At 64.3% G+C, this 21353-nt stretch carries 16 protein-coding genes; 9 read left to right on the top strand and 7 right to left on the bottom strand.

Translation table 11 applies throughout. From position 1 onward, the window contains the following. Positions 1 to 2: 2 nt before the first annotated feature. Genes AC1DKY_RS09950 through AC1DKY_RS09930 form a run of 5 tightly spaced genes read right to left on the bottom strand, consistent with a single transcriptional unit; the run spans position 3 to position 8197 of the window. Positions 3 to 2327, bottom strand: a complete 2325-nt coding sequence (locus tag AC1DKY_RS09950) for a family 20 glycosylhydrolase (RefSeq protein WP_441603845.1) — start codon at positions 2325 to 2327, stop codon at positions 3 to 5. Beyond that, positions 2314 to 3372, bottom strand: a complete 1059-nt coding sequence (locus AC1DKY_RS09945; protein WP_441603844.1) for a glycosyl hydrolase family 18 protein — start codon at positions 3370 to 3372, stop codon at positions 2314 to 2316. The genes AC1DKY_RS09950 and AC1DKY_RS09945 overlap by 14 nt, the downstream gene beginning before the upstream one ends. Next, positions 3369 to 4994, bottom strand: coding sequence for an alpha-L-fucosidase (locus AC1DKY_RS09940; RefSeq protein WP_441603993.1), 1626 nt, complete (start codon positions 4992 to 4994; stop codon positions 3369 to 3371). Before AC1DKY_RS09940 ends, AC1DKY_RS09945 begins: the two co-directional genes overlap by 4 nt. Continuing rightward, positions 4994 to 7135, bottom strand: coding sequence for a glycoside hydrolase family 2 protein (locus AC1DKY_RS09935; RefSeq protein WP_441603843.1), 2142 nt, complete (start codon positions 7133 to 7135; stop codon positions 4994 to 4996). The genes AC1DKY_RS09940 and AC1DKY_RS09935 overlap by 1 nt, the downstream gene beginning before the upstream one ends. Positions 7136 to 7162: 27 nt before the next feature. Next, entirely contained in the window at positions 7163 to 8197 is a 1035-nt protein-coding gene (locus AC1DKY_RS09930) for a glucokinase (RefSeq protein ID WP_441603842.1), read from the bottom strand. A gap of 276 nt (positions 8198 to 8473) precedes the next feature. Here AC1DKY_RS09930 and AC1DKY_RS09925 point away from each other — a divergent pair, with 276 nt between their 5' ends. Genes AC1DKY_RS09925 through AC1DKY_RS09900 form a run of 6 tightly spaced genes read left to right on the top strand, consistent with a single transcriptional unit; the run spans position 8474 to position 14535 of the window. After that, on the top strand, positions 8474 to 9499 hold the full coding sequence (locus AC1DKY_RS09925; RefSeq protein WP_441603841.1) for an aldo/keto reductase: 1026 nt from the start codon (positions 8474 to 8476) through the stop codon (positions 9497 to 9499). After that, the gene (locus tag AC1DKY_RS09920) at positions 9496 to 10350 is read left to right on the top strand and encodes an amidohydrolase family protein (RefSeq protein WP_441603840.1); all 855 of its coding nucleotides are present in this window, start codon (positions 9496 to 9498) and stop codon (positions 10348 to 10350) included. The genes AC1DKY_RS09925 and AC1DKY_RS09920 overlap by 4 nt, the downstream gene beginning before the upstream one ends. A gap of 46 nt (positions 10351 to 10396) precedes the next feature. Beyond that, entirely contained in the window at positions 10397 to 11143 is a 747-nt protein-coding gene (locus AC1DKY_RS09915; protein ID WP_441603839.1) for an SDR family oxidoreductase, read from the top strand. 13 nt (positions 11144 to 11156) lie between these two features. Continuing rightward, positions 11157 to 12014, top strand: a complete 858-nt coding sequence (locus tag AC1DKY_RS09910) for a fumarylacetoacetate hydrolase family protein (RefSeq protein WP_441603838.1) — start codon at positions 11157 to 11159, stop codon at positions 12012 to 12014. A gap of 52 nt (positions 12015 to 12066) precedes the next feature. Beyond that, positions 12067 to 13386: an L-fuconate dehydratase gene (locus tag AC1DKY_RS09905; RefSeq protein ID WP_441603837.1), complete on the top strand. Its 1320-nt coding sequence runs from the start codon at positions 12067 to 12069 to the stop codon at positions 13384 to 13386. 3 nt (positions 13387 to 13389) lie between these two features. After that, entirely contained in the window at positions 13390 to 14535 is a 1146-nt protein-coding gene (locus AC1DKY_RS09900; RefSeq protein ID WP_441603836.1) for an alpha-hydroxy acid oxidase, read from the top strand. Here the strand turns inward: AC1DKY_RS09900 and AC1DKY_RS09895 are convergent, their stop codons facing one another. Both AC1DKY_RS09895 and fucP read right to left on the bottom strand, forming a co-directional pair. Then, a complete protein-coding gene (locus AC1DKY_RS09895) occupies positions 14536 to 14886 on the bottom strand; it encodes an L-rhamnose mutarotase (RefSeq protein WP_441603835.1) in 351 nt (116 codons plus the stop codon). It abuts the gene before it with no gap. Next, positions 14883 to 16184: an L-fucose:H+ symporter permease gene (gene fucP, locus AC1DKY_RS09890; RefSeq protein ID WP_441603834.1), complete on the bottom strand. Its 1302-nt coding sequence runs from the start codon at positions 16182 to 16184 to the stop codon at positions 14883 to 14885. The genes AC1DKY_RS09895 and fucP overlap by 4 nt, the downstream gene beginning before the upstream one ends. 189 nt (positions 16185 to 16373) lie before the next feature. Here fucP and AC1DKY_RS09885 point away from each other — a divergent pair, with 189 nt between their 5' ends. The 3 genes from AC1DKY_RS09885 (at position 16374) to AC1DKY_RS09875 (ending at position 21342) form a co-directional block, all read left to right on the top strand. Further along, positions 16374 to 17153: an IclR family transcriptional regulator gene (locus tag AC1DKY_RS09885; protein ID WP_441603833.1), complete on the top strand. Its 780-nt coding sequence runs from the start codon at positions 16374 to 16376 to the stop codon at positions 17151 to 17153. A 101-nt stretch (positions 17154 to 17254) separates the two neighbouring features. Then, positions 17255 to 19906, top strand: coding sequence for a beta-mannosidase (locus AC1DKY_RS09880; protein WP_441603832.1), 2652 nt, complete (start codon positions 17255 to 17257; stop codon positions 19904 to 19906). Next, positions 19903 to 21342 (top strand): glycoside hydrolase family 125 protein, encoded by a 1440-nt coding sequence (locus tag AC1DKY_RS09875; RefSeq protein ID WP_441603831.1) that lies wholly within the window; start codon positions 19903 to 19905, stop codon positions 21340 to 21342. Before AC1DKY_RS09880 ends, AC1DKY_RS09875 begins: the two co-directional genes overlap by 4 nt. Positions 21343 to 21353: the final 11 nt, after the last annotated feature.

Below are 21353 nucleotides of genomic sequence, written 5' to 3'. Positions count from 1 at the left end.
GCTCACTGCGTTGCGCCAGGCGGCGCGGGATAATTGAACGATATGCGGCTGACGCCTGCCAAAGGACCTTGAAGCGGCGCCGTCGAGAGGATGCACAAGTCGTGTGTGCCGCCGTGCGCAGTCACGGCGGCCGCAACGCGATACGTCCTGCCGGGCAAGGCTTCGGCAGGCAACGGCAAGCTGGCCGCCAAGGGGCCGCTGCAGGTATCGAGGTGAACCTCGAGTTCGCCCGCAGGCCGGCGTGACGGGCGCGACACGACTTTCGATGCGTCATGCGCCAGGCCGTAATTGCGGGCGAGCCATGCACCGTCGACAAAAATCGCGACCACCTCGTCCAGGGACACGTTCGCCATGCGCCAGCAGCTGTTCATGACGTCGAGGTTGTACACCGGCGCCGGCGAGGTGGCATCGGGTAGCAGCGGCACGCGCAGGCCAAGGTCGCCCTTCGGACAGGCCTCCAGCGCATTGCCGTCGTAGCTCGCCAGCGTCCGCGCGTCGAAACGCTGTGTGCGGACGCGCGCGAGCGGCTGTCCGTCGGCAGTAAACGTCGTTGCGCTGATGGTGACAGGCAGCGCAGTCTCGATCGGTCCACCATAGACAGGCGAGCTCGCCGACGGCACGGTTGCGTCGGTGGTGTAACGGATCGTGGTGGACGGCTCCTGTGCAACAAGGGTCACGGCGACTTTGTCGCCGTTGCCGGGTGAACGCTGCGCACGCATGTCGACGGCGAAGGCGCTGTCGGCATAGTAGATGCCCATTTTGCGATAGCGATCGAATTGCGCGGGCAGCCTCGCCAAGAAGTTGTCGAAGCGCCGCTCGTTGGCAGGCGTCCAGGTCGCCTCGGCCAAGGCGTCCAGTCGTGGGAAGGCCGCATGCTGGATCTGCCAGGGTGCCGTGAGGTACTCGGTCCAGATGTTGGCCTGCGCGCCAAGTACGTGCTTCGCCTGCTCGGCAGTGAGCTCCGGCGAGACCGCTTCAAACGCGTAGACGCGGGCCAGCGTCTGGACGCCAAGCCGCCCGGACGGTTCATCGTCGCGATGACTCTGCAGGTTGTCGAAGTAGAGCGTGGGCGCGGGAGACAGCACCACGTCATGCCCCAGTCGCGCCGCATCGATGGCGCCCTGCGTACCGCGCCAGGACATGATCGAGGCGGACGGCGGTATGCCGCCCTCAAGGATTTCATCCCAGCCGATCAGGCGACGCCCATGTTGCGCCAGGTATTGCCCCATGCGCTCGATGAACCAGCTTTGCAGCGCCTTTTCGTCCTTGATCCCGAGCGAGCGCATGCGCGCCTGCACGGCGGCCGACGCCTGCCACTGGTCTTTGATGGCTTCGTCGCCGCCCACGTGGATGAAGGTCGATGGAAACAGTTCCATCACTTCGTCGAGCACGTTGTGCAGGAAACGGATGCTGTGTTCGTCGACATTGAACAGGTAAGGGTTGACGCCCCAGTTGATCGAGACGGACGGCCGCTCGCCGGTGACGCCGATATCCGGAAAAGCCGCCACGGCAGCCTGCGCGTGGCCCGGCATGTCGATCTCCGGCACGACCGTGATGTGGCGGACGGCGGCGTAGGCGACGATGTCCTTCACGTCGGCCTGCGTGTAGTAGCCGCCGTACCTGGTGCCGCCATCCCCGGGCGGCTGGCGCCATGCGCCGATCTGCGTGAGCTTGGGATAGCGGCGGATTTCCAGGCGCCAGCCCTGGTCGTCGGTGAGATGCCAGTGGAAGACATTGAGCTTGTGCTGTGCCATGGCGTCGAGCAGCTGCTTGATTTCAACCGGCTGCTGGAAGTGCCGCGCCGAGTCGAGCATCAGGCCTCGCCAGGCAAATCTTGGCCAGTCGGCGATGTGCAGCAAGGGCACCGAGACGGCACCCTTTGCGGCATCGGGCGTCATCAGCTGCCACGCGCTGACGGCGCCGTAGAACAGGCCTGCCGCATCCCGCGCAGTGATGCGCATGCCCTGCGCATCAACGTCGAGTACATAACCTTCCGGCTGCGTGACGCTTGCGGCCGCATCGCTGCGAATGACGATGTCGCCGTGGCTCGTGGCTGTCGCATCCTCTTTCACCGGTAGCGAAAGTCCGCGCGTTCGCACGAGCAGGTCCGCCAGATAGCGGGCCGCCTCGGCGGCCGCACGATCACCCGGCGCGACATGGATGACGGCAGCGGCACTGACGGCATAACCGCCCTGCCCCATGCTCACCTGCGCGGGAAGCGGAATAATCGGCAGCGTGCCTGTCGCGTGCGCATCGACGGCGAACCCAAACAGCGTTGCCAATGCCAGCGCGATCGGCGCCTTCAGACCGCGCTTAGCGCACCGCATCGGGGAGCGCCTCCCAGATCTTGGGATCTTCGGCGCCAATCACCCACGCACAGAAGCCCTCCAGGCCGTATTGCTTCACCACGTCGTAGCGATCGCGGAACGCGTGCGCATCGGGCAGGAACACCCACTCGCGCATCTGGTCGCGATAGAAGTAGAACCATGATTCGTGCTCCACCGGATCCCACTGCATGGTGGCGTTGAACTGCCTGGCCAGCGGGAACGATTCGTCCGCATCGATGTATTGCGCGGAGATGTTCGAACTCTCCTTGCCGTCCGCACCCACCGGATCGCCGGCAAACCAGTGGTAGCCATACAGCCCAATGCCCAGCGAGAGCTTTTCCTTCGGCACCACCTTCAAGGCGTATTCGAGGTTGGCCATCACCCACGGCATGCCCGCCACCGGCCCCGGCGTGGTCCAGCGGGTGTGCTGGTCATATGTCATCAGGCAGACGAGATCCAGTGCCTGTCCCAGCGCCTTGAGATCGTACGCACCTTTCCAGTATTCCCATATCCATTTGGCGAAGGGGCCGCGGCCCGCGTAGCCCGGCGCATTCGGCACCACCGCCATGGATAGCTTCAGGCCGTGCTTGTGCAGCGCCGTGGCGGTCTGTTGCGTCAGCAGGGTCAGTGCGTCGCGATCGGTCCAGGCGATGTTTTCGAAATCGAACTGGAAGCCGACAAACCCGTAGAGCTTCGCCTGTTCGAGCATGCCCTCGATCATCGCCTTCTTGGCGGTTTCGTTGACCAGCAGATCGTGAAACTTCTTGCGGTCGCCGCCAGCGGAGATGATGGGCATCACCGGCACACGATGCGCCTTGGCCAGTTTGAGCACGTAGAGGTTGGGTGCGCCCGATACCAGGCCGTTGCCATCCACGCCAAACCAGGTGGGCACCAGCAAGTCGACCTTGTCGATGTGCGCCTCGAACGAGTTGATCGATTTCTGTACTTCGATCATATAGAACAACGCGGTGGGAGCCTTCGCAAAGGCGCCGGTCGACGCCAATGCAAGACACAGCGAAACGGTCAGGGACAACCATCGTTTCATGGCGCAGCCTTGAGTGAATGGGGAGTGGAGAAGGTGATGCGATAGACGTACGCATCGCTGCCGATTGGGTGGGACGGCAGACTAAGATGCAGGCCGCCGGCATCCTGGGTAAACGGGATGGTGCGGTTGTCTGCCACAGACTGGACGCGTGTGACTTTGTCTTCCGGCTTGATCGAATGGATGATGGCCTGGGCGTTCGCCGGCCAATCCAGCTCGATCGCGTAGAGCTTGCCGTTGCCGGTGGTGAAGCGGAAATCTTCGGCGGTATATGGCTTGGTCTTGGTGTCCTGGAAGGTGCCGCTGACCACTTCGGTCGGGCCTTCGCCAAACGTGCGCCATGGCTTGCTGCCATAGATCGCCTCGCCGTTCGCCTTCAGCCATCCGCCGATGCTGCGCAACGTGTCCTGCGCGCCAGCGGGAATCGTACCGTCGGCACGCGGCCCGACGTTGAGCATGAGGTTGCCGTTCTTGCTGACCACATCCACCAGCAGATGGATGATGAAGGTCGGCGACTTGTACGTGTCGTGCTCGATGTAGCCCCAGGAATCGTTGCTGATCGAGGTGTCTGTCTGCCAGTGGGCGGGGTGGATGCCCTGCAGTTGCCCGCGTTCGATGTCCAGCGTGCCGGCGCCATCGGCGAAGTCGCCCAGCTTGTAATTGACCACCACGCCGTCGCGTTTCGCGCCTTCGTTGTAGTAGTACGACAGCAGGGTCGGCAGCGTGTTGCGGAAGCTGGGATGGCCGATCCACCAGTCGAAGTAGATCAGGTCGGGATGGTATTTGTCGGTGAGTTCGACAGTGCGTGCAAGCCAGTCGTCCAGCCAGGCCTGGGAGACATAGGTCCAGTCCTGCGCCAGGTTCTCGTCTTCCTTGCTGAGATGCGCTACGGCAGGGCCATAGAGTTCCGCATAGCGCGGATCGTTGACGTCCGAATCGACATGGCGCCCACCGTCGAAGAACCAGTCATGCTCGGCGCGATGCGAGGACACGCCAAAGCGCATGCCCTGCCCTCGCACGGCACGTTCAAGCTCACCGATCACGTCGCGCCTGGGCCCCTTCTTTACGGCGGTCCAATCTGACAGCGCCGAGTCGTACATGGCGAAGCCGTCGTGGTGTTCTGCCACGGGTACGACATAGCGCGCGCCGGCAACGCGGAAAAGTTTCGCCCAGGCATCCGGGTCGAAGTGCTCGGCCTTGAACATCGGTACGAAGTCCTTGTAGCCGAACCTCGACTGCGGCCCGTACGTCGCCACGTGATGGGCGAACTCCTTTGTCCCCTGCTGGTACATGTTGCGCGAATACCACTCGCTGCCGAACGCGGGCACCGAGTAGACGCCCCAATGGATGAAGATGCCGAACTTGGCGTCGTCGTACCAGGCAGGTGAACGATACTTCTGCAAGGACGTCCAGTCGCTGCGAAAGGGCCCCCGGCCGGCTGCGTTGGCCACACGATCAAGGATCGCTTTTCGTTGCGGCGCGAATTTGGCGCTGGCCTGCTGCCAGGCCTGATCCTGCGCTGCCGGCGACAAGGAATCGGCTGTGGGCGCCGTGGGCGACTGCGCCCACGCCGAGGCGCAGAGCAGCCAGCCCGCGACAAGCGCGCCATGCGCGGCCGGTTTCATCATGGTTGCTCGTCCTTGTTCGGAAGAAAGTGCGCGCTGCCGATGTTCAGCGGGTGGTAGTCGCTGACCACGCCGCCGGCGCGCACGCCGTCGGGCCGGGCGACGTCCACGGCCAGATGCACAGCAGCGCCCTTGCCCATAGCGGGCCAGGCACCCTCAAAGCGGATGGGCTGTGCCAGGTCGCGCAGCACGTCATCGCCATGCGCAAGTTCGTGGCCGCGATCGTCCATGGCGCGCCAGTGGGCGACATAGCCGAGCATGGGATAGGAAGGCAGATGCGTGGCTGGATAGCCGCTCACCGTGGCCTCGAATCCACGCAGTCCACTGGCGTCGACCCGCCATTGCGTCGCCACCGACAACGCCTCGTTGCGCGTTTCGTAGACCGCGTAAGACGGCCTGCGCTGCCGGTTCTCATCGACCAGGCCGTGGTCGACAAAACCTTCGGTCTGGCCGGGCCACAGATTGCGATGGGATTTATAGTCCTGATACGTCCAGAAAATCGTTCCCGCAATGAAGCTGCGCCGCTGAAAGGCATCCATCTGCTGGAGCAGGTTCTCGGCGCGCGCCTTGTCGGCGGCAGCGCTGTCGTGCGAGAAAACGCCCGGGTAGCCGAATTCGGAAATGATCACCATCTTGTCGGGATAAGTGCGATCGATGAAATCCAGCCAGGGTTCCACGTCGCTGCCCGCGCCGCTCCATGATCCGAAATAGGCATTGGCCATGATGAAGTCGATGTCGTGCATCACCGGCGCTTCTTTCCACGGCTTGCTGCTGATGTCGGCATCGGCAAAGGTCACATAGCGGCCCGGGTCGATGTCGCGAATAAGCGAAGCCATGGCGTCCACATAGGCGCGACCACCAGGCGTGGAGGCATCGCTCTCGTTGCAAACACTCCAGGCGAAGATGCTGGGGTGATTGCCATCCTGCTCGATCATCTCGCGCATCATGCCCTTGGCGAGCGCGAGCAGCTTTGGGTTTTTCAGCTGCGCCTGGCTGAATTGCCAGACCGGGATTTCCGGCACGAGCAAGATGCCGTGGCGGTCGGCGAAGTCGAGTACCTCGTCGTTCTGCGGATAATGCACCGGCCGCGTGAGCGTTGTATGCAAGGCGGCCATGTCGGACCAGTCGCGGCGTATCGTGCCCGCCGATTCGGCCAATCCTTCCCAGGGCGAATCCTCGTGGCGACTGACGCCGCTCAGCCGCACCGGCTTGCCATTGACGTAGAGGCGGCGGTCACGGATGACGATGTCGCGCACGCCAAACGAATCGCTGCGCGAGTCCAGCACCGTGCCGTCGGCGGCATGCAGCTCCGTTACCCACTGATAGAGTCGCGCGTCGCCGACGTTCCACAACTGGGGGTGTGGCAGGTTCACGGCAAGTGTCGTGGAGGTGGACTGCCCCGCCTTTGCCGAGACGCCCTGCTGCGTTTGCGCCACCGTCTTGCCGTCCGGATCGATGATGCTTGCGGTGACGCGATAGCTGCCGTCGCTGCCGTCGACGTTCTCGACAAATACCTGACTGCTGACGCTGGCCGCGTCGCCGCCAAGCTTGCTCGCGATGCGTTGCCGCCGGATCAGTGCATGGTCCGATACGCTGAGCCACACGTCGCGCACGATGCCGCCGTAATGCCACCAGTCGTACCACACGCTGCCGCTGGCCACCTGCCGCATCGCGTAACCGGGGATGGTCGCCTCGCCGGGACGGTTGTCCAGTCGTACGGCGATCTGGTTTTCCCCCGCACGAAGCTGCCGGCCGATGTCCAGGTCGTATGCCGTGTGTCCGCCTTCGTGGCCGCCGACTTCTACGCCGTTGACCCAGACGCGACTGCGATAGAAGGTGGCGCCGAAATGCAATTCCACGTGGGACGAAAGCATCGACGCCGGCACGGTGAAGGACTTGAAATACCAGGCGACACCTTCGTAGTCGTCATCCTTGCCGATGTTCCAGGTGTGGGGCACATCCACCAGCTGCGTTTCGGCCGGCGTGGCTCGCGGCCAGCCAGCAGCCATGCCTGCATCGGCGGCGTCGGTACGGAAGCGCCAGTCGTGATCCATGTCGATGCGCACCTGCGCATGGCCAGCCATCGACCACAGCAGCAGCGAAATCAGAACCGCCAGCGTGTAACCCCACCTCAATCCCATTCCCCTGCCCCTGCAAAGAAACCCGTATCAGTGGCCCAATCGCCAGTTTGCCGCGCCCAGCACGCCCAGCTGCCCGTGCTCGACGACGAACACGGGTGTGTTGTTCAAGAACGAGCGCATCACTCCCTTGTCCAGGAACCGCTCGGTGAACGGCCCGGAGCGCAGCACGCCGGTGATGCGCGCGAGAAATCCGCCGGCCAGGCAAACCCCGCCGCTCGCATTGAAGGCGATGGCGACATCACCGCAGAACGCACCGAGCCAGCGACAGAATTGATCGACCGTCTGCGTGGCCAGCGTGTCCATGCCGGCCAGCGCCATGGCGGTGATCTCGCCCGGCTCCGTGAGCGTCGCCGGCACGCCTTGCACCGCCGCGAGGGCGCGATAGAGGCGCAACAAGCCTGGCCCGCTGAGCACGCGGTCGTAAGGCACGTATCCGTCGATCGGCCCCAGCTGCGCGCGAATGGTCTGCTCGATGCCGGGGCGCGCGGCCAGCTCCATGTGTCCGGCCTCGGTATGCAGTACGCGAGGCGGCCGGCCCGGCAGCCAGAGGGCGGCGCCCAGTCCGGTGCCGGGGCCGATCACGGCCACGGCGCCACTGGGATTGGCAACACCATCCACGATGGCGGCGCTGTTCTCCTGTTCAAAATGGCCGACCGCATGCGCGAATGCTTCGAAGTCGTTGAGCACATCGACGGAGGCGAACCCGCCTTCAATGCACACGCTGTCCAGCAACACAGGCCACGCCAGGCTCTCGTTGATCACCACGCCGTGTTCGACGAATCCCGCGCAGGCCAGCACCAGCGCATCCGGCTGCACGCGATGCTCCCGGCAAAAGCTGCCAAGAATATCGACCAGCGAGGCGTGCTCGGCGCAGCGATAGACTTGGTAAAGGACGATGTCCGGCTTGCCCGTGATGGCGTCGGGCACGACCAGGCCGACGCGTGCGTGGGTGCCCCCGAGGTCGGCGGCGAGAAAGGGAGACACCGGGCGCGGCTGCCGTCCGAGTACGCCAGCGACGATCGGCCCGCCCATGTCCTGCAGGTGGTCCCTATGCGGAGGCACTGGCCTCTTATCCGACAACGGCGTCATCACCCACCCCGATGCTGTGCTTGCCTCGCCCCAGTTAACAGGGCGATTTCGATCGATTCAATAGCAGGCCCATCGTGACGCCACAGCGCGTCGACTCGAGGTCTGCCGGCCTGCCCGTCCGCTCACATATAAACCTAGTTTTTATCTATGCACAAGTAGTACGATGCCCGAAAGGCGGCGCCGCCCGGGTGGCGGTCGTCCGATGGTGCAGTCGTCCGGCCTTGCAGGAGGCGGGTTTTGGGGGTTTTGATGCCGGTCCAGCACGAACATCAACAGTCCTTCGGCCAGCCAGGCCAGGCCGAAGCCCGACTGGGCGCCCTTGCTTTCGGAGGCGCGCCAGCGGGCAACCTGTATGCCGGCGTGGGCGACGAGGCGGCGCGAGAAGCCATCCTGCAGGCATGGCGCCAGGGCATCCGGCATTTCGACACCGCGCCCTATTACGGCTACGGCCTCAGCGAAACGCGCATCGGCGATGCGCTGCTAGGCATCGAGCGCACCAGCTACACCATCTCCACCAAGGTCGGCCGACTCATCGACATGGATGAGGAGCGCACGGACCGCGGCGATGGCTTCGCGGTCGATGGTCGCCGGGCCTACTTCAACTACACGCGCGACGGCATCCTGCGCAGCCTGGAAAGCAGCATCCGGCGGCTACGCACCGGTCGCATCGACCTGCTGTTGCTGCACGACATCGGCGAGCTCACCCATGGTTCGCGCCACCCGCACGTGTTGAAGCAAGCCCTCGATGAAGCGCTGCCCGCCATGGCCGAGTTACGCGACCAGGGCGTAGTGGGCGCCATTGGATTGGGTGTGAACGAAGAGGCGGTCTGCCTGGAAGTGATGGATCGTTTTCCGCTGGACGCGATCATGCTGGCCGGCCGCTACACCTTGTTCGAACAGGGGCGCAGCAAGGCCGTCATGGCGCGGGCGCAAGCCGATAGCGTGGCTGTGCTGATCGCAGGCCCTTACAACTCCGGCCTGCTTGGCGCGGACGCAGGTCCTGGCGATACCTATGACTACGCGCCGGCATCGCTGGCGATCAAGGCGCGTGCACAGCAACTTTACGATGTGTGCGCACGCACGGGCGCGAGCGTCGGCGCGGCTGCCTTGCAGTTTCCGCTCGCCCATCCGGCGGTGACGAAAGTCGTGTGCGGGCTGCGCTCGGTCGCCGAAGTCGATGACGCCGTGGCCCGCATGTGCGCCACGGTTCCCGATGCGGCCTGGGCGTCGCTGGTCGAGCACGGCCTGCTCGATAAGAGCGTGCCGACACCATGATCATCGATGCGCATCGCCACTACTGGGATCCCGCGCGCCTGGCCTATGGCTGGCTGGCGCATGCCCCGGCCCAGCTGCAGCGCGCGTTTCTTCCGCCGGATCTCAAGGCAACGACAGACGCCTGCATCCTCGTCCAGGCCGCACCGGATGAGCAGGAGACCCTGTTCTTGTTCGATATCGCCCGACAGACCGATGGCGTGCTCGGCGTGATCGGCTGGGTCGACATGGAAGCGGACGACGCCACGCAACGCATCGCCGCCCTCGTCCAGAGCGGACAAGGGCTGCTGCGCGGTATCCGTCCCATGGTCCAGGACATCCCCGATACGGAGTGGCTCGCCCGACCCTCGCTTGATCGCGCGTTCGACTGCCTGCGCGACCACGGCCTGGTGTTCGATGCACTGGTCGACAACCGGCATCTGCGCGCCCTTTCCCAGCGACTGACCCGGCACCCGGGCCTGGTCACCGTGGTTGACCACGGCGCGAAGCCGAACATCGCGGATGGGCAATTCGCCTCGTGGGCCGGTGCGATTGCACGCGTCGCCCAAGTGCCGGACGTGGCCTGCAAATTATCGGGGTTGCTGACACTGACCGGTCCGGACGCCGACATGGCAGCCATCGAACCTTATGTAGCGCACCTCTTCGAGAGCTTCGGCGCGCAGCGCGTGATGTGGGGCAGCGACTGGCCCGTGCTCACGACCCATGCGACCTACGAGCAATGGAAAGCGTGCGCGCAAAAGCTGACGCGACGGTTTGCCCGTCATCACGAAGCAGCCGTGTTTGGCGGCAACGCCGCGACCGTCTATTCACTCGCTGACCGCGTATCGGCGACCGCATCCGGAACAAGGCCATGAAGACCTGGGTTACCTGCTGCCATTGCAGCGACGTGGAGCGCCTCGCATGAACGACCGATTGTCCGGCAAGCACGCGCTCGTCACGGCGGCAGGCGCAGGCATCGGGCGCGCCACCGCGCTCGCTTTCGCCGAGGCCGGCGCCACGGTGCTGGCGACCGATATCAACGATAGCCATCTGGCTTCGCTTGCCGCGAGCCATTCCTCGATTCGTATCCACCGGCTCGATGTCACCGATGACGCGGCGATCCGGACGCTGGTGGGCGCGACTGAGCGCATCGATGTGTTGTTCAACTGTGCTGGCTACGTGCATGCCGGCACCATCCTCGATACCGACGACGACAGCTGGCGGCGCTCGTTCGCCATCAATGTGGACAGCATGTTTCATCTGTGTCGCGCGGTGCTTCCGGGCATGTTGAGTCGCGGCACGGGCAGCATCGTCAACATGTCGTCGGTCGCCTCGAGCATCAAGGGCGTGCCTAATCGCTTTGCCTACGGCGCGACCAAGGCCGCGGTGATCGGCCTGACGCGTTCCATCGCCGCCGATTATGTGTCGGCGGGCATACGCTGCAATGCGATCTGCCCCGGCACGGTCAAGACGCCATCGCTCGCCGAGCGCGTGCGCGCCCTGGGCGGCGACGAAGAAGCTGCATGGCAGAGCTTCACCTCGCGGCAGCCGATGGGGCGACTCGGCACGCCCGAGGAGATCGCTGCGCTCGCCGTTTATCTCGCCTCCGACGAATCGTCCTTTACCACCGGCACCATCCATGTCGTGGATGGCGGCTGGTCGAACTGATGGAAGCCACTGCATGAAACTTTGCCGTTATGGGGAACCTGGCGCGGAAAAGCCCGGACTGATCGATGGCGATGGCGCCTTGCGCGATCTTTCAGGCGTGATCGACGACATCTCGGCAGTTGTGCTTGGTCGCGATGGCCTGCGCCGTCTGATGGCCCTGGATCCGGCCACCCTGCCCCGTGTCGATGGCACGCCACGCTTCGGCGTGCCGGTGGCGCACGTCGGCAAGATGCTCTGCGTAGGCATGAACTACGCCGACCATGCGGCTGAAACGAACGCGCCGGTGCCCGAGCAGCCCGTGCTTTTCATGAAGGCCACGACCGCCATCGGCGGCGCCAACGATGCCGTCGTCATTCCGCGCGGCTCGGCGAAAACCGACTGGGAAGTGGAGCTCGGCGTGATCATCGGCGAGGTGACGCGCTACGTCGACGTCAACGAGGCACTTGATCACGTCGCCGGCTATGCGGTGATCAACGACCTGTCCGAGCGCGAGTTCCAGCTCGAACACGGCGGCCAGTGGGTGAAAGGCAAAAGCTGCGACACGTTCGGGCCGATCGGCCCATGGCTGGTCACCCGGGACGAGGTCCCCGACCCGCAGAAGCTCGCCCTCTGGCTCGAAGTGAACGGTCACCGTTACCAGAACGGCAACACGCGCACGATGGTGTTCGGCGTGGCGCAGCTGGTGAGCTACATCAGCCGCTACATGACCTTGATGCCAGGCGACGTGATCAGCACGGGAACACCGGCCGGTGTCGGGCTGGGCCTGCATCCGCCCACCTATCTGAAGCCGGGCGACGTGATCGAACTGGGTATCGAAGGACTTGGCCGGCAGCGACAGGACGTGCTCGCCTATCCCGCTTCGCGCGCCTGAGCGCTGCCCTGCTTTTTCCTTATTGAGTTACCGGCGCCGGAGGCCGGTCACGATGGTGAAAATTACCGCCCTGGAAACCTTCGACGTGCGTTTTCCGACGTCGCTGGCGCACGACGGCTCGGATGCCATGAATCCCGATCCCGACTACTCCGCCGCCTATGTGGTGCTGAAAACCGACGCCCCTGGCGGGCTCGCCGGTTACGGGCTGGTATTCACCATCGGGCGGGGCAACGACATCCAGACCGCGGCACTCGCGGCACTGCGGCCGATGGTGGTCGGTCGTACGGTGGAGGACATCGTCGACGATCTGGGCGCGTTCGCGCGGCAGCTGACGGGCGACTCCCAGTTGCGCTGGCTCGGCCCCGAGAAAGGCGTCATGCACATGGCGATAGGCGCGGTCATCAACGCCGCGTGGGACCTGGCGGCGCGCGTGGCGAACAAGCCCGTGTGGCGCTTCATTGCGGACATGACGCCCGAGCAGCTGGTCGCCCAGATCGATTTCCGCTATCTCACCGATGCACTGACGCCCGCCCGCGCCCTGGAGATCCTGAAAGAGGCCGAGCCGTACAAGCAGGCTCGCATCGCCCAGCTGGAGGCCGAAGGCTATCCTGCGTACACCACCTCGCCCGGCTGGCTCGGGTATACCGACGAGAAGATGCAGCGTCTCGCCAGGAAAGCCGTGGCAGACGGCTTCCGCACGATCAAGCTCAAGGTCGGGCTGCGCATGGAAGACGACCTGCGACGCTGCCGCCTCGCGCGCGAGGCGGTGGGTCCGGACATCGCCATCGCAGTGGACGCCAACCAGCGCTGGGACGTCCAGACGGCCATCGAATGGCTCAAGCCGCTGAAGGACATCGGCCTGGCCTGGGTCGAGGAGCCAACCAATCCCGACGACGTCCTGGGTCACGCGGCGATTCGGCAAGGCGTTTCACCCATCCCCATCTCCACCGGCGAGCACGGACAAAACCGCGTATTGTTCAAGCAGCTGCTGCAGGCTCAGGCAGTCGACCTGATCCAGATCGATGCGGCACGCGTGGGCGGCGTGAACGAGAACCTCGCCATCCTGCTGCTGGCCGCCCACTTCGGCGTGCGCGTTTTCCCCCACGCAGGCGGCGTGGGGCTGTGCGAACTGGTGCAGCATCTGGCCATGGCCGATTTTGTGGCCATCACCGGCAAGAAGGAGGATCGCGCGATCGAATTCGTCGACCATCTGCATGAGCATTTCGTCGAGCCGGTGACGATCGAGCGTGGACGCTATCTGGTGCCCACGGCCCCGGGGTTTTCCGCGCGCATGCACGAGGCCTCGATCCGCGACCACCTCTATCCTGATGGCATCGTGTGGAAGAATGCTCCCAAGACGGCGACGGGGTGAGCCATGAAAGCGCCAGTGACGAATATCGCCGACCTGCGCGAGATCGCACGCCGGCGCGTGCCCAAGGCATTCTTCGAGTACGCTGACCGGGGCTCCTACGATGAAGTGACGCTGCGTGAAAATCGGCGCGCCTTCGATCGCCTGCAACTGCGTCAGCGCGTCATGCAGAACGTAGACCATCGCTCACTGGGCACCACCATGCTCGGTTCGCCGGCCAGCATGCCGCTCGCCATTGCGCCAACCGGGCTGACCGGGCTGCAACACGGCAGCGGCGAGATCCTCGGCGCGCGTGCGGCCGCCGAGGCGGGCATACCGTTCTGCCTCAGCACCGTGTCCATCTGCTCGATCGAGCAGGTGCGCGCCGCCTGCGACACGCCGTTCTGGTTCCAGGTCTACGTGATGCGCGACCGCGGCTTCACCCGCGAGCTGATCCGCCGCGCCCGTGCCGCGCAGTGCTCCGCCTTGATGCTGACGGCCGATCTGACGGTGCAAGGCCAGCGCCATCGCGAAATCAAGAACGGTCTTGCGGTGCCGCCCAAGGTGACGCTGCGCAACGTGTTCGACATCATGAGCAAGCCGCGCTGGGTCTGGAACGTACTCAGGGCGCCGAGCCGCTCATTCGGCAATCTGGACGGACGTATCCAGGGGGCCGACAGCCTGACCACGCTCGCGCAATGGATCGCCAACCAGTTCGATCCCACGCTGAACTGGAATGACCTGGCCTGGATACGCGAAGAATGGCCGGGCAAGCTCATCATCAAGGGCATCCTGGACCCCGAGGATGCGCGCCTGGCCGTCGAGCGCGGCGTCGATGCCATCGTGGTGTCCAATCACGGCGGCCGGCAGCTCGACGGTGCGCCCGCCACCATCGACGTGCTCCCTTCGATCGTCGATGCCGTCGCGGGCCGCATCGAGGTGTTGTTCGACAGCGGCATCACCAGCGGCCAGGATCTGATCAAGGCCTTGGCACTGGGTGCGCGCGCCGGCCTGATCGGCAAGGCCTTCCTCTACGGACTGGGCGCCCATGGACAACAGGGCGTGACGCAGGCCATCGAATTGATCCGGCGCGAACTGAGCGTCACCATGGCACTGACCGGTCAACGCGATGCTTCGCGCATCTCGCGCGACATCCTGTGGCGCAACGGCTGATCAGCCGACGCAGTCGGCCAGGTCGAAGATCATCTGCATCGGCACCCACTTCTGCCCTGCCGCGGCCCATGGCAGTGGCTGCTGGAACCTGGACATCAATGACTCCCATGCCTGCACGCGCTCGTTGGCCGCATCGGCCAGGGCCTTGGCTTGCGCATCGAAATCCGGCGCAACACGCATAAGCATGACCAGCCGGGTGCCGGTGCGGAAGATCTGCATGTCCTCGATGCCTGACTCGCGAATCGACGCGACGATCTGCGGCCAGATGTTTTCGCGACGATGCCAGTGTTCGTATTCGGCAATGAGCGCCGGATCGTCGCGCAGGTCGAGCGCCAGGCATTGCCAGCTCATGCCGGCACGCTCGCCATCGCCCGCTGCCAGTGCTGCTGCGCGAACAGGAAGATGGCCACGAAGCACACGCCGGGCACGAGCATCGCGTGCGCAATGCCGACGCCATCGGACACCACGCCCATCGCGGCAGTAAGTACCGCGCCGCCGACGATAGCCATCACCAGCAGGGCCGCGCCGAATTTCCGCTCGTCGTCGCTCCTGCCTTCCACGCCCAGTGCGAAGATCGTCGGATACATCACCGACATGAAGAAGCTCGATGCCACCAGCGCATAGATGCCCTCACGCCCCGGCGCCAGCGCTGCCACGGCCATCAGCAGCACATTGGCGAGCGCGAACAAGGCCAGCACGCGCGAAGCCTTCAGGCGCTTCATCAGCACCGCCCCGGCAAATCGGCCCACCATGAAACAGATCAGCCCAGCCGTGACGAAACTGGCGGCCGTCTTGTCCGCGGTGCCCGGCATCGTCGCCTGCGCATAGCGGATCATGTGGCTGAAGATGGCGACCTGCGCACCCACGTAGAAAAATTGCGCAGCGACCGCACCCAGGAACCTGCCATCGCGCAGCAAGTGCCTCAGCACGCCCCGCTCGCCCGGCGCACCCTCCTGGCTGACGGCCACCGACGGGAATCGCGTCAGCACGATCACCACGGCCCACAAAAGCACGCCCAGCCCGATGACCAGATAAGGCATCTGCACCGCAGCGGCTTCACTCTTCATGAAAGCCTCGCGGGCACTTGCACTCATGGCGGCGAGTTCCGTGGGCGTGTGCTGCACGCCGGTAAAGATGAAATGCTGCCCGATCAGCACGCCGGCAATCGATCCCAGCGGATTGAACGCCTGCGCCAGATTGAGGCGCGCGGCAGCCGAAGATGCCGGCCCCAGCAGGGTGACCAGGGGATTGGCCGAGGTTTCGAGGAAGGCCAGTCCGCACGCGATGACAAACAACGCCGCGAGGAACATCCCATAGGTTGCCGACACCGCGGCCGGCCAGAACAGAAGCGCCCCTGCCCCATACAGGCACAAGCCCAGCACCACCGCCGACTTGTAGCCGTATCGCCGCATATAGGCTCCCGCAGGGAGTGCAACGACGAAATACCCGAGATAGAACGCGCTTTGCACCAGCGCGGCCTGGAAGTCCGACAACGTGAAGGCCTTCTTGAATTGCGCTACCAGCACGTCATTGAGGTTGTTGGCCACACCCCAGAGAAAGAAAAGACTTACGATCAAGGCCAGGGGAAAAAGCGGGACCCTGTCCCGAAAGCGACCACCCGCCGGGATCGGCGCGGCTTGTGGGTGCATGGATGTTCATCCTCCGGCCGTTGGCGAGCGCCCCCTCTGCCCTGGGCGCCACAATTGTGCAAATATGAACTTATAGTTTATATGTATCACAAGTTGCGGCGCAGCATGGTGGGCGGCGAGGCTGTTGAATTTCGCATCTGAAACCCGCCCGTAGTCTGCATGACGAGCCACTCAATACCACGGACGCTTATGGCTGCAGAGTCTCCCAAATATCGCGCCCCCGCCCTCGACAAGGGATTGGACATCCTTGAACTGCTGGCGCGCGCCGTCGCACCGCTGACCATCGCGGAGATCTCCGAAGGCGTAGGCCGTTCGCGCGGCGAAATCTTCCGCATGCTCCAGGTGCTGGAAGAACGCGACTACATCAGTCGCCCGGATGGCGAGGGCCGTTACGCGCTCACGCCGCGACTGTTTCGCCTGGGCATGGAACAACCGCCGGTGAAGAGTCTGGTGGAAACCGCCCTGCCGATCATGCACAGGCTCTCGGACGACATCGATCAATCTTGTCATCTGGTCGTGCCGTCACAGGAGCAGATCGTGGTGATTGCGCGCGTCGATCCGCCGGGTGAAATCGGCCTGGTGGTACGCGTGGGTCATCGCCGCCCGATCTCCCACTCCGCTTCCGGCCACGTGCTGCTGGCATGGCAGGACGACGCCACGCGCGAACGCTGGTTCGCCATGATGATCGAGCACGAACCGCAGCTGCGACGCCCACCCGTCGAGAAGGCGATACGCGAGATCCGTGCCGCTGGCGTGGCCACCATCCCGAGCCAGGTAGTCGATGGCGTCACCGATATTTCCGCGCCGGTCATGCAACACGATCGAGCCATCTGCGCGATCACCATTCCCTTCATCGAACGGCGCGGCTCCAGCATGACCATGGCGACCACTACCAAGTTGCTCATCGAGGCGGCGAACGAAGTATCCGGCGAACTGGATCATCGCTCCACGGCGTCGCTGGACAATTGACACCATCACGACATGCCGTTGCCGGGAAGCCTCGCCTTCCTGCAACGCCGGCCGGCTCTGACGGCCGACGTTCCAACCACGACGATGCGGAGCGCTTTGCCTTGCCCTCTTTGACTCGCTGTTCTCTCGGCCTGCTGGCCGGCCTCCTGTTCGCTGGTGCAAGCCAACTCCACGCCACTGAAGTGACGCCACTGGATACGGGGTGGCAGTTCCGCCTGCTGCCGGGCACGCCACAGGCGGCCAGACATCCGGAGCAGGCAGCCTGGACCAGCGCGCACGTTCCCGGCAGCGTGCAGACGGATCTGCTGACGGCCGGCAAGATCGGCGACCCGTTCTATCGCGACAACGAAGCGAGCCTGCAGTGGATCGGCCTGGCCGACTGGGAATATCGCCTCGCCTTCAACGTCGATGCGGCCACGCTGAAACAGGATCACGTGGACCTGGTGTTCGATGGCCTGGACACGTTCGCTGACATCGCCGTCAACGACAAGCCGCTGCTGAGCGCGGACAACATGTTCCGCCGTTGGCGCGTACCGGTGAAGGGTGTGCTGCATGCGGGCAGCAATAACCTGATCGTCAAACTGCATTCGCCGATCGCCAGGCTGCAGCCCTGGTTGCTCAAGCAGCCCTATGCGTTGCCGGGCGAGTTCGATTCGGCCTTCGGCGATGAGCCCAAGGGCAAGCAGACCTCCAACTATGTGCGCAAGGCCAACTACCAGTACGGCTGGGATTGGGGCCCGCGCTTCGTTACGCTCGGCATCTGGCAGCCCGTACGACTGGAGGGCTGGACCGACGCGCGGCTGGAAGATTTCCATATCGCCCAGCCGCACGTCGATGCGGACAAGGCAGCGCTCACGGCAGAAGTCTCATTGCAGGCAGCCAAGTCCGGCTCTGCACACGTCACGTTGAGCTGGACGGCGCCGGATGGCAGCCGCGGCGAGGCGGCGCAAGATGTCGCACTCACGGCTGGCGATAATGCGTTGCGCCTGCCATTCACCATCGAGCATCCGGCACGCTGGTGGCCATTGGGGTACGGCAAGCAGAACCTCTATCGCTTCCATGTTGAAGTGAAGCGCGGCGACAACACGCTCGCGAGCGCCGACCGTACGAGCGGCCTGCGCAGCGTCGAGCTGCGTCGAGACCGTGACCAATGGGGTCGCGGCTTCGCCTTCGTGGTGAACGGCCTGCCGATTTTTGCCAAGGGCGCCGACCTCATTCCCACCGACAGCTTTCCCGAGCGCACCACGTCCGGGCAACTGCGCAAGCTGTTGACCTCCACCCGCGACGCCAACTTGAACATGCTGCGCATGTGGGGCGGCGGCTACTACCAGAGCGATGCGTTCTACGACCTGGCCGACCAGCTTGGCATCATGATCTGGCAGGACTTCATGTTCGGCGGCGCGATCACGCCCTACGACCAGGCATTCCGCGAGAACGCACGCATCGAGGCAGTGGAACAGGTGCGCCGGCTGCGCAACCATCCCAGCATCGTGCTGTGGTGTGGCAACAACGAGGTGCAGACGGGCTGGGAATCCTGGCCCGATCGCGAAGATTTCAAGAAGACCATCGGCAGCGATGAACGCCAGCGCATCGAAAGCGGCATGCGCGAACTCTTTGGCACCACCTTGCGCGACGTGGTGAAGTCCAACGATGCCGACGTGCCCTACTGGGCCAGTTCGCCCAGCACGGATTTCGATGGCGAAGCCAATGTGCTCAATGATGGTGACTACCACTACTGGAAGGTGTGGTCGGGCTCCGAGCCGATCGAGCACTACCTGGATGTCGCGCCGCGCTTCCAGTCCGAGTACGGGCTGCAGTCGTTTCCGGTGATGGCCACCATCGAAAGCTTCGCCACGCCCGCCGACATGACGCCGAACTCGCCGGTGATGCGCGCGCACCAGAAGTTCGCGAACGGCGATGGCAACGACCGCCTGCTGCTCTACATCCGCGGCAACTACGGCGAGCCGAAGGACTTTGCGTCATTCGTCTATCTCAGCCAGCTGATGCAGGCCGAAGGCATCGAGTTGGCGGCCGAGCACTTGCGCAGCGCGCGCCCGCAGAGCATGGGCTCGCTGTACTGGCAGCTCAACGACGTGTGGCCGGGGCCGTCCTGGTCCAGCCTCGACTATTTCGGTCGCTGGAAGGCACTGCAATACCATGCCAGGCGCTTCTACGCGCCCGTGGATGTGGTGCCGATCCGTCGCGACGGCCACACGACACTCCATCTCGTGTCCGATCGCACGACGCCGTTCAAGGCGGTACTGCGCACGCGCCTCTACGACATGGCCGGCAAGCGCCTGAGCGAGAGCAGCAGGCCGGTCGAAGCCGCCGCACTCAGCAGCACCATGGCAGGCGAATTCAGTGATGCAGACCTGTTGCACGGCGCAAATCCGACGCGCAGTGTGGCCTCGTTCGACGTGATCGAGAACGGCGAGGTGATTGCTCATCACCTGCTTTATTTCGGATTGGCCAAATCGCTGGCGCTTCCGGGCCAGCCGGGGCTGATGGCCGACTGGCGACAGAGCGGCAACGGCATTGTGTTGACCATCAGTACCAAACAGCTGGCGCGCGGCGTATGGCTGGATTTCGGCAGCAACGATGTCGAACTTTCCGACAATGCGTTCGACCTGCTACCCGGGGAGCACGTGGATATCACCGTCAAGAGTGCGACGGACGTGTCACGCCTCAAGGCAGCCCTCAAGCTGACCTCCTTGGTCGACGCGGTGCAGTCGCAGGCGCAGGCCAAGCCATGAGGACCACGCGACGCGACCTGCTTAAATGGATGGCGATGGCGCCTGCCGCCGCCATGCTGTCAAACGGCGCGCTGGCTGGCGTCGGTAAGACGGCCTTCACCAGCAAGCGCCCACCGGTTGGCCAGCGCAAATTCACCAGTGCCGCCGTGGAGAAACGGATCGCAACCACCAAGGCGCGCATCGGTGATCCTGAACTTGCGTGGATGTTCGAGAACTGTTTCCCCAATACGCTCGATACCACCGTCCAGGTGGGTACGCTGCGCGGCAAGCCCGATACCTTCGTGGTCACCGGCGACATCGACGCCATGTGGATGCGCGATTCCTCCGCGCAGGTGTGGCCGTACGCGCAGCTCGCCCGCCAGGACAAGGCCCTGCAGCAGCTGTTCCGTGGACTGATTCATCGCCACGCGCTATGCATCAGCATCGATCCCTATGCCAACGCCTTCATGCCCGACCCGACGGCGAAGTCGAACCTGGAATGGGCGCAGCACGACATCACCGACATGCGCCCGGGCGTGGCGGAGCGCAAATGGGAGATCGATTCGCTGTGTTATCCGATCCGGCTGGCACACGGCTACTGGCAGGCGACCGGCGACATCACGCCCTTCGATGATGACTGGCACGCCGCGATGCGCACCGTGCTCAAGACCTTCCGCGAACAGCAGCGCAAGGATGGCCCGGGGCCGTATCACTTCCAGCGCACGTCGCCGACGCCGAGCGAATCGCAGTTCCTGCAGGGCTACGGCAACCCGACGCGACCAACAGGCATGATCCATGCGATGTTCCGTCCATCGGACGATGCCACCGTCTATCCGTTCAATATCCCCGGCAACCTGTTTGCGGCGACAAGTCTTCGCCGTCTCGCCGAGATGCTGCGCGCGATGCGCCATGACGACAGCACCGCAGGCGATTGCATCGCGCTTGCCGATGACATCCAGCGTGCGGCCGAAGCGCACGGTGTCATCCACGGCGAGCAAGGCGACTACTGGGCGTATGAAGTCGATGGCTACGGCAACCAGTTGTTCATGGACGATGCCAACGTGCCCAGCCTGCTCGCCCTGCCCTATCTCGGCAGCTGCACGCAGGACGATGCGCGTTATCAGCGCACGCGTTCGCAGGCGTGGAGCACGCGCAATCCGTACTTCTTTGAAGGGCGCGCAGCATCGGGTATCGGCGGTCCGCACGAAGGGCTGCGCATGATCTGGCCGATGTCGATCATGATGCGTGCCTTTACCAGCAGCGATACGGCAGAGATCTCCCAGTGCATCGCCTGGCTCAAAACCACGCATGCCGGCACCGGCTTCATGCACGAGGCTTTCGATCAGGACGACCCGGCGAAATTCACGCGCTCATGGTTTGCCTGGGCCAACACCTTGTTCGGCGAGCTGATCGTGACGCTGGCCGATCGCCATCCGCAGGTGTTGCGCAGGGCGTAATCACCCCATCC

It is taken from the genome of Dyella sp. 01N448 (assembly GCF_056399225.1).
This window is presented reverse-complemented; position numbering and strand designations above follow the sequence as displayed.

Coding starts and splice junctions, on each gene's coding strand:
- AC1DKY_RS09935 (WP_441603843.1), bottom strand. CDS start 7,135: ATGGGATTGAGGTGGGGTTACACGCTGGCGGTTCTGATTTCGCTGCTG.
- AC1DKY_RS09910 (WP_441603838.1), top strand. CDS start 11,157: ATGAAACTTTGCCGTTATGGGGAACCTGGCGCGGAAAAGCCCGGACTG.
- AC1DKY_RS09905 (WP_441603837.1), top strand. CDS start 12,067: ATGGTGAAAATTACCGCCCTGGAAACCTTCGACGTGCGTTTTCCGACG.
- AC1DKY_RS09895 (WP_441603835.1), bottom strand. CDS start 14,886: ATGAGCTGGCAATGCCTGGCGCTCGACCTGCGCGACGATCCGGCGCTC.
- AC1DKY_RS09925 (WP_441603841.1), top strand. CDS start 8,474: ATGCCGGTCCAGCACGAACATCAACAGTCCTTCGGCCAGCCAGGCCAG.
- AC1DKY_RS09900 (WP_441603836.1), top strand. CDS start 13,390: ATGAAAGCGCCAGTGACGAATATCGCCGACCTGCGCGAGATCGCACGC.
- AC1DKY_RS09915 (WP_441603839.1), top strand. CDS start 10,397: ATGAACGACCGATTGTCCGGCAAGCACGCGCTCGTCACGGCGGCAGGC.
- AC1DKY_RS09920 (WP_441603840.1), top strand. CDS start 9,496: ATGATCATCGATGCGCATCGCCACTACTGGGATCCCGCGCGCCTGGCC.
- AC1DKY_RS09945 (WP_441603844.1), bottom strand. CDS start 3,372: ATGAAACGATGGTTGTCCCTGACCGTTTCGCTGTGTCTTGCATTGGCG.
- fucP (WP_441603834.1), bottom strand. CDS start 16,184: ATGCACCCACAAGCCGCGCCGATCCCGGCGGGTGGTCGCTTTCGGGAC.
- AC1DKY_RS09950 (WP_441603845.1), bottom strand. CDS start 2,327: ATGCGGTGCGCTAAGCGCGGTCTGAAGGCGCCGATCGCGCTGGCATTG.
- AC1DKY_RS09940 (WP_441603993.1), bottom strand. CDS start 4,994: ATGAAACCGGCCGCGCATGGCGCGCTTGTCGCGGGCTGGCTGCTCTGC.
- AC1DKY_RS09885 (WP_441603833.1), top strand. CDS start 16,374: ATGGCTGCAGAGTCTCCCAAATATCGCGCCCCCGCCCTCGACAAGGGA.
- AC1DKY_RS09875 (WP_441603831.1), top strand. CDS start 19,903: ATGAGGACCACGCGACGCGACCTGCTTAAATGGATGGCGATGGCGCCT.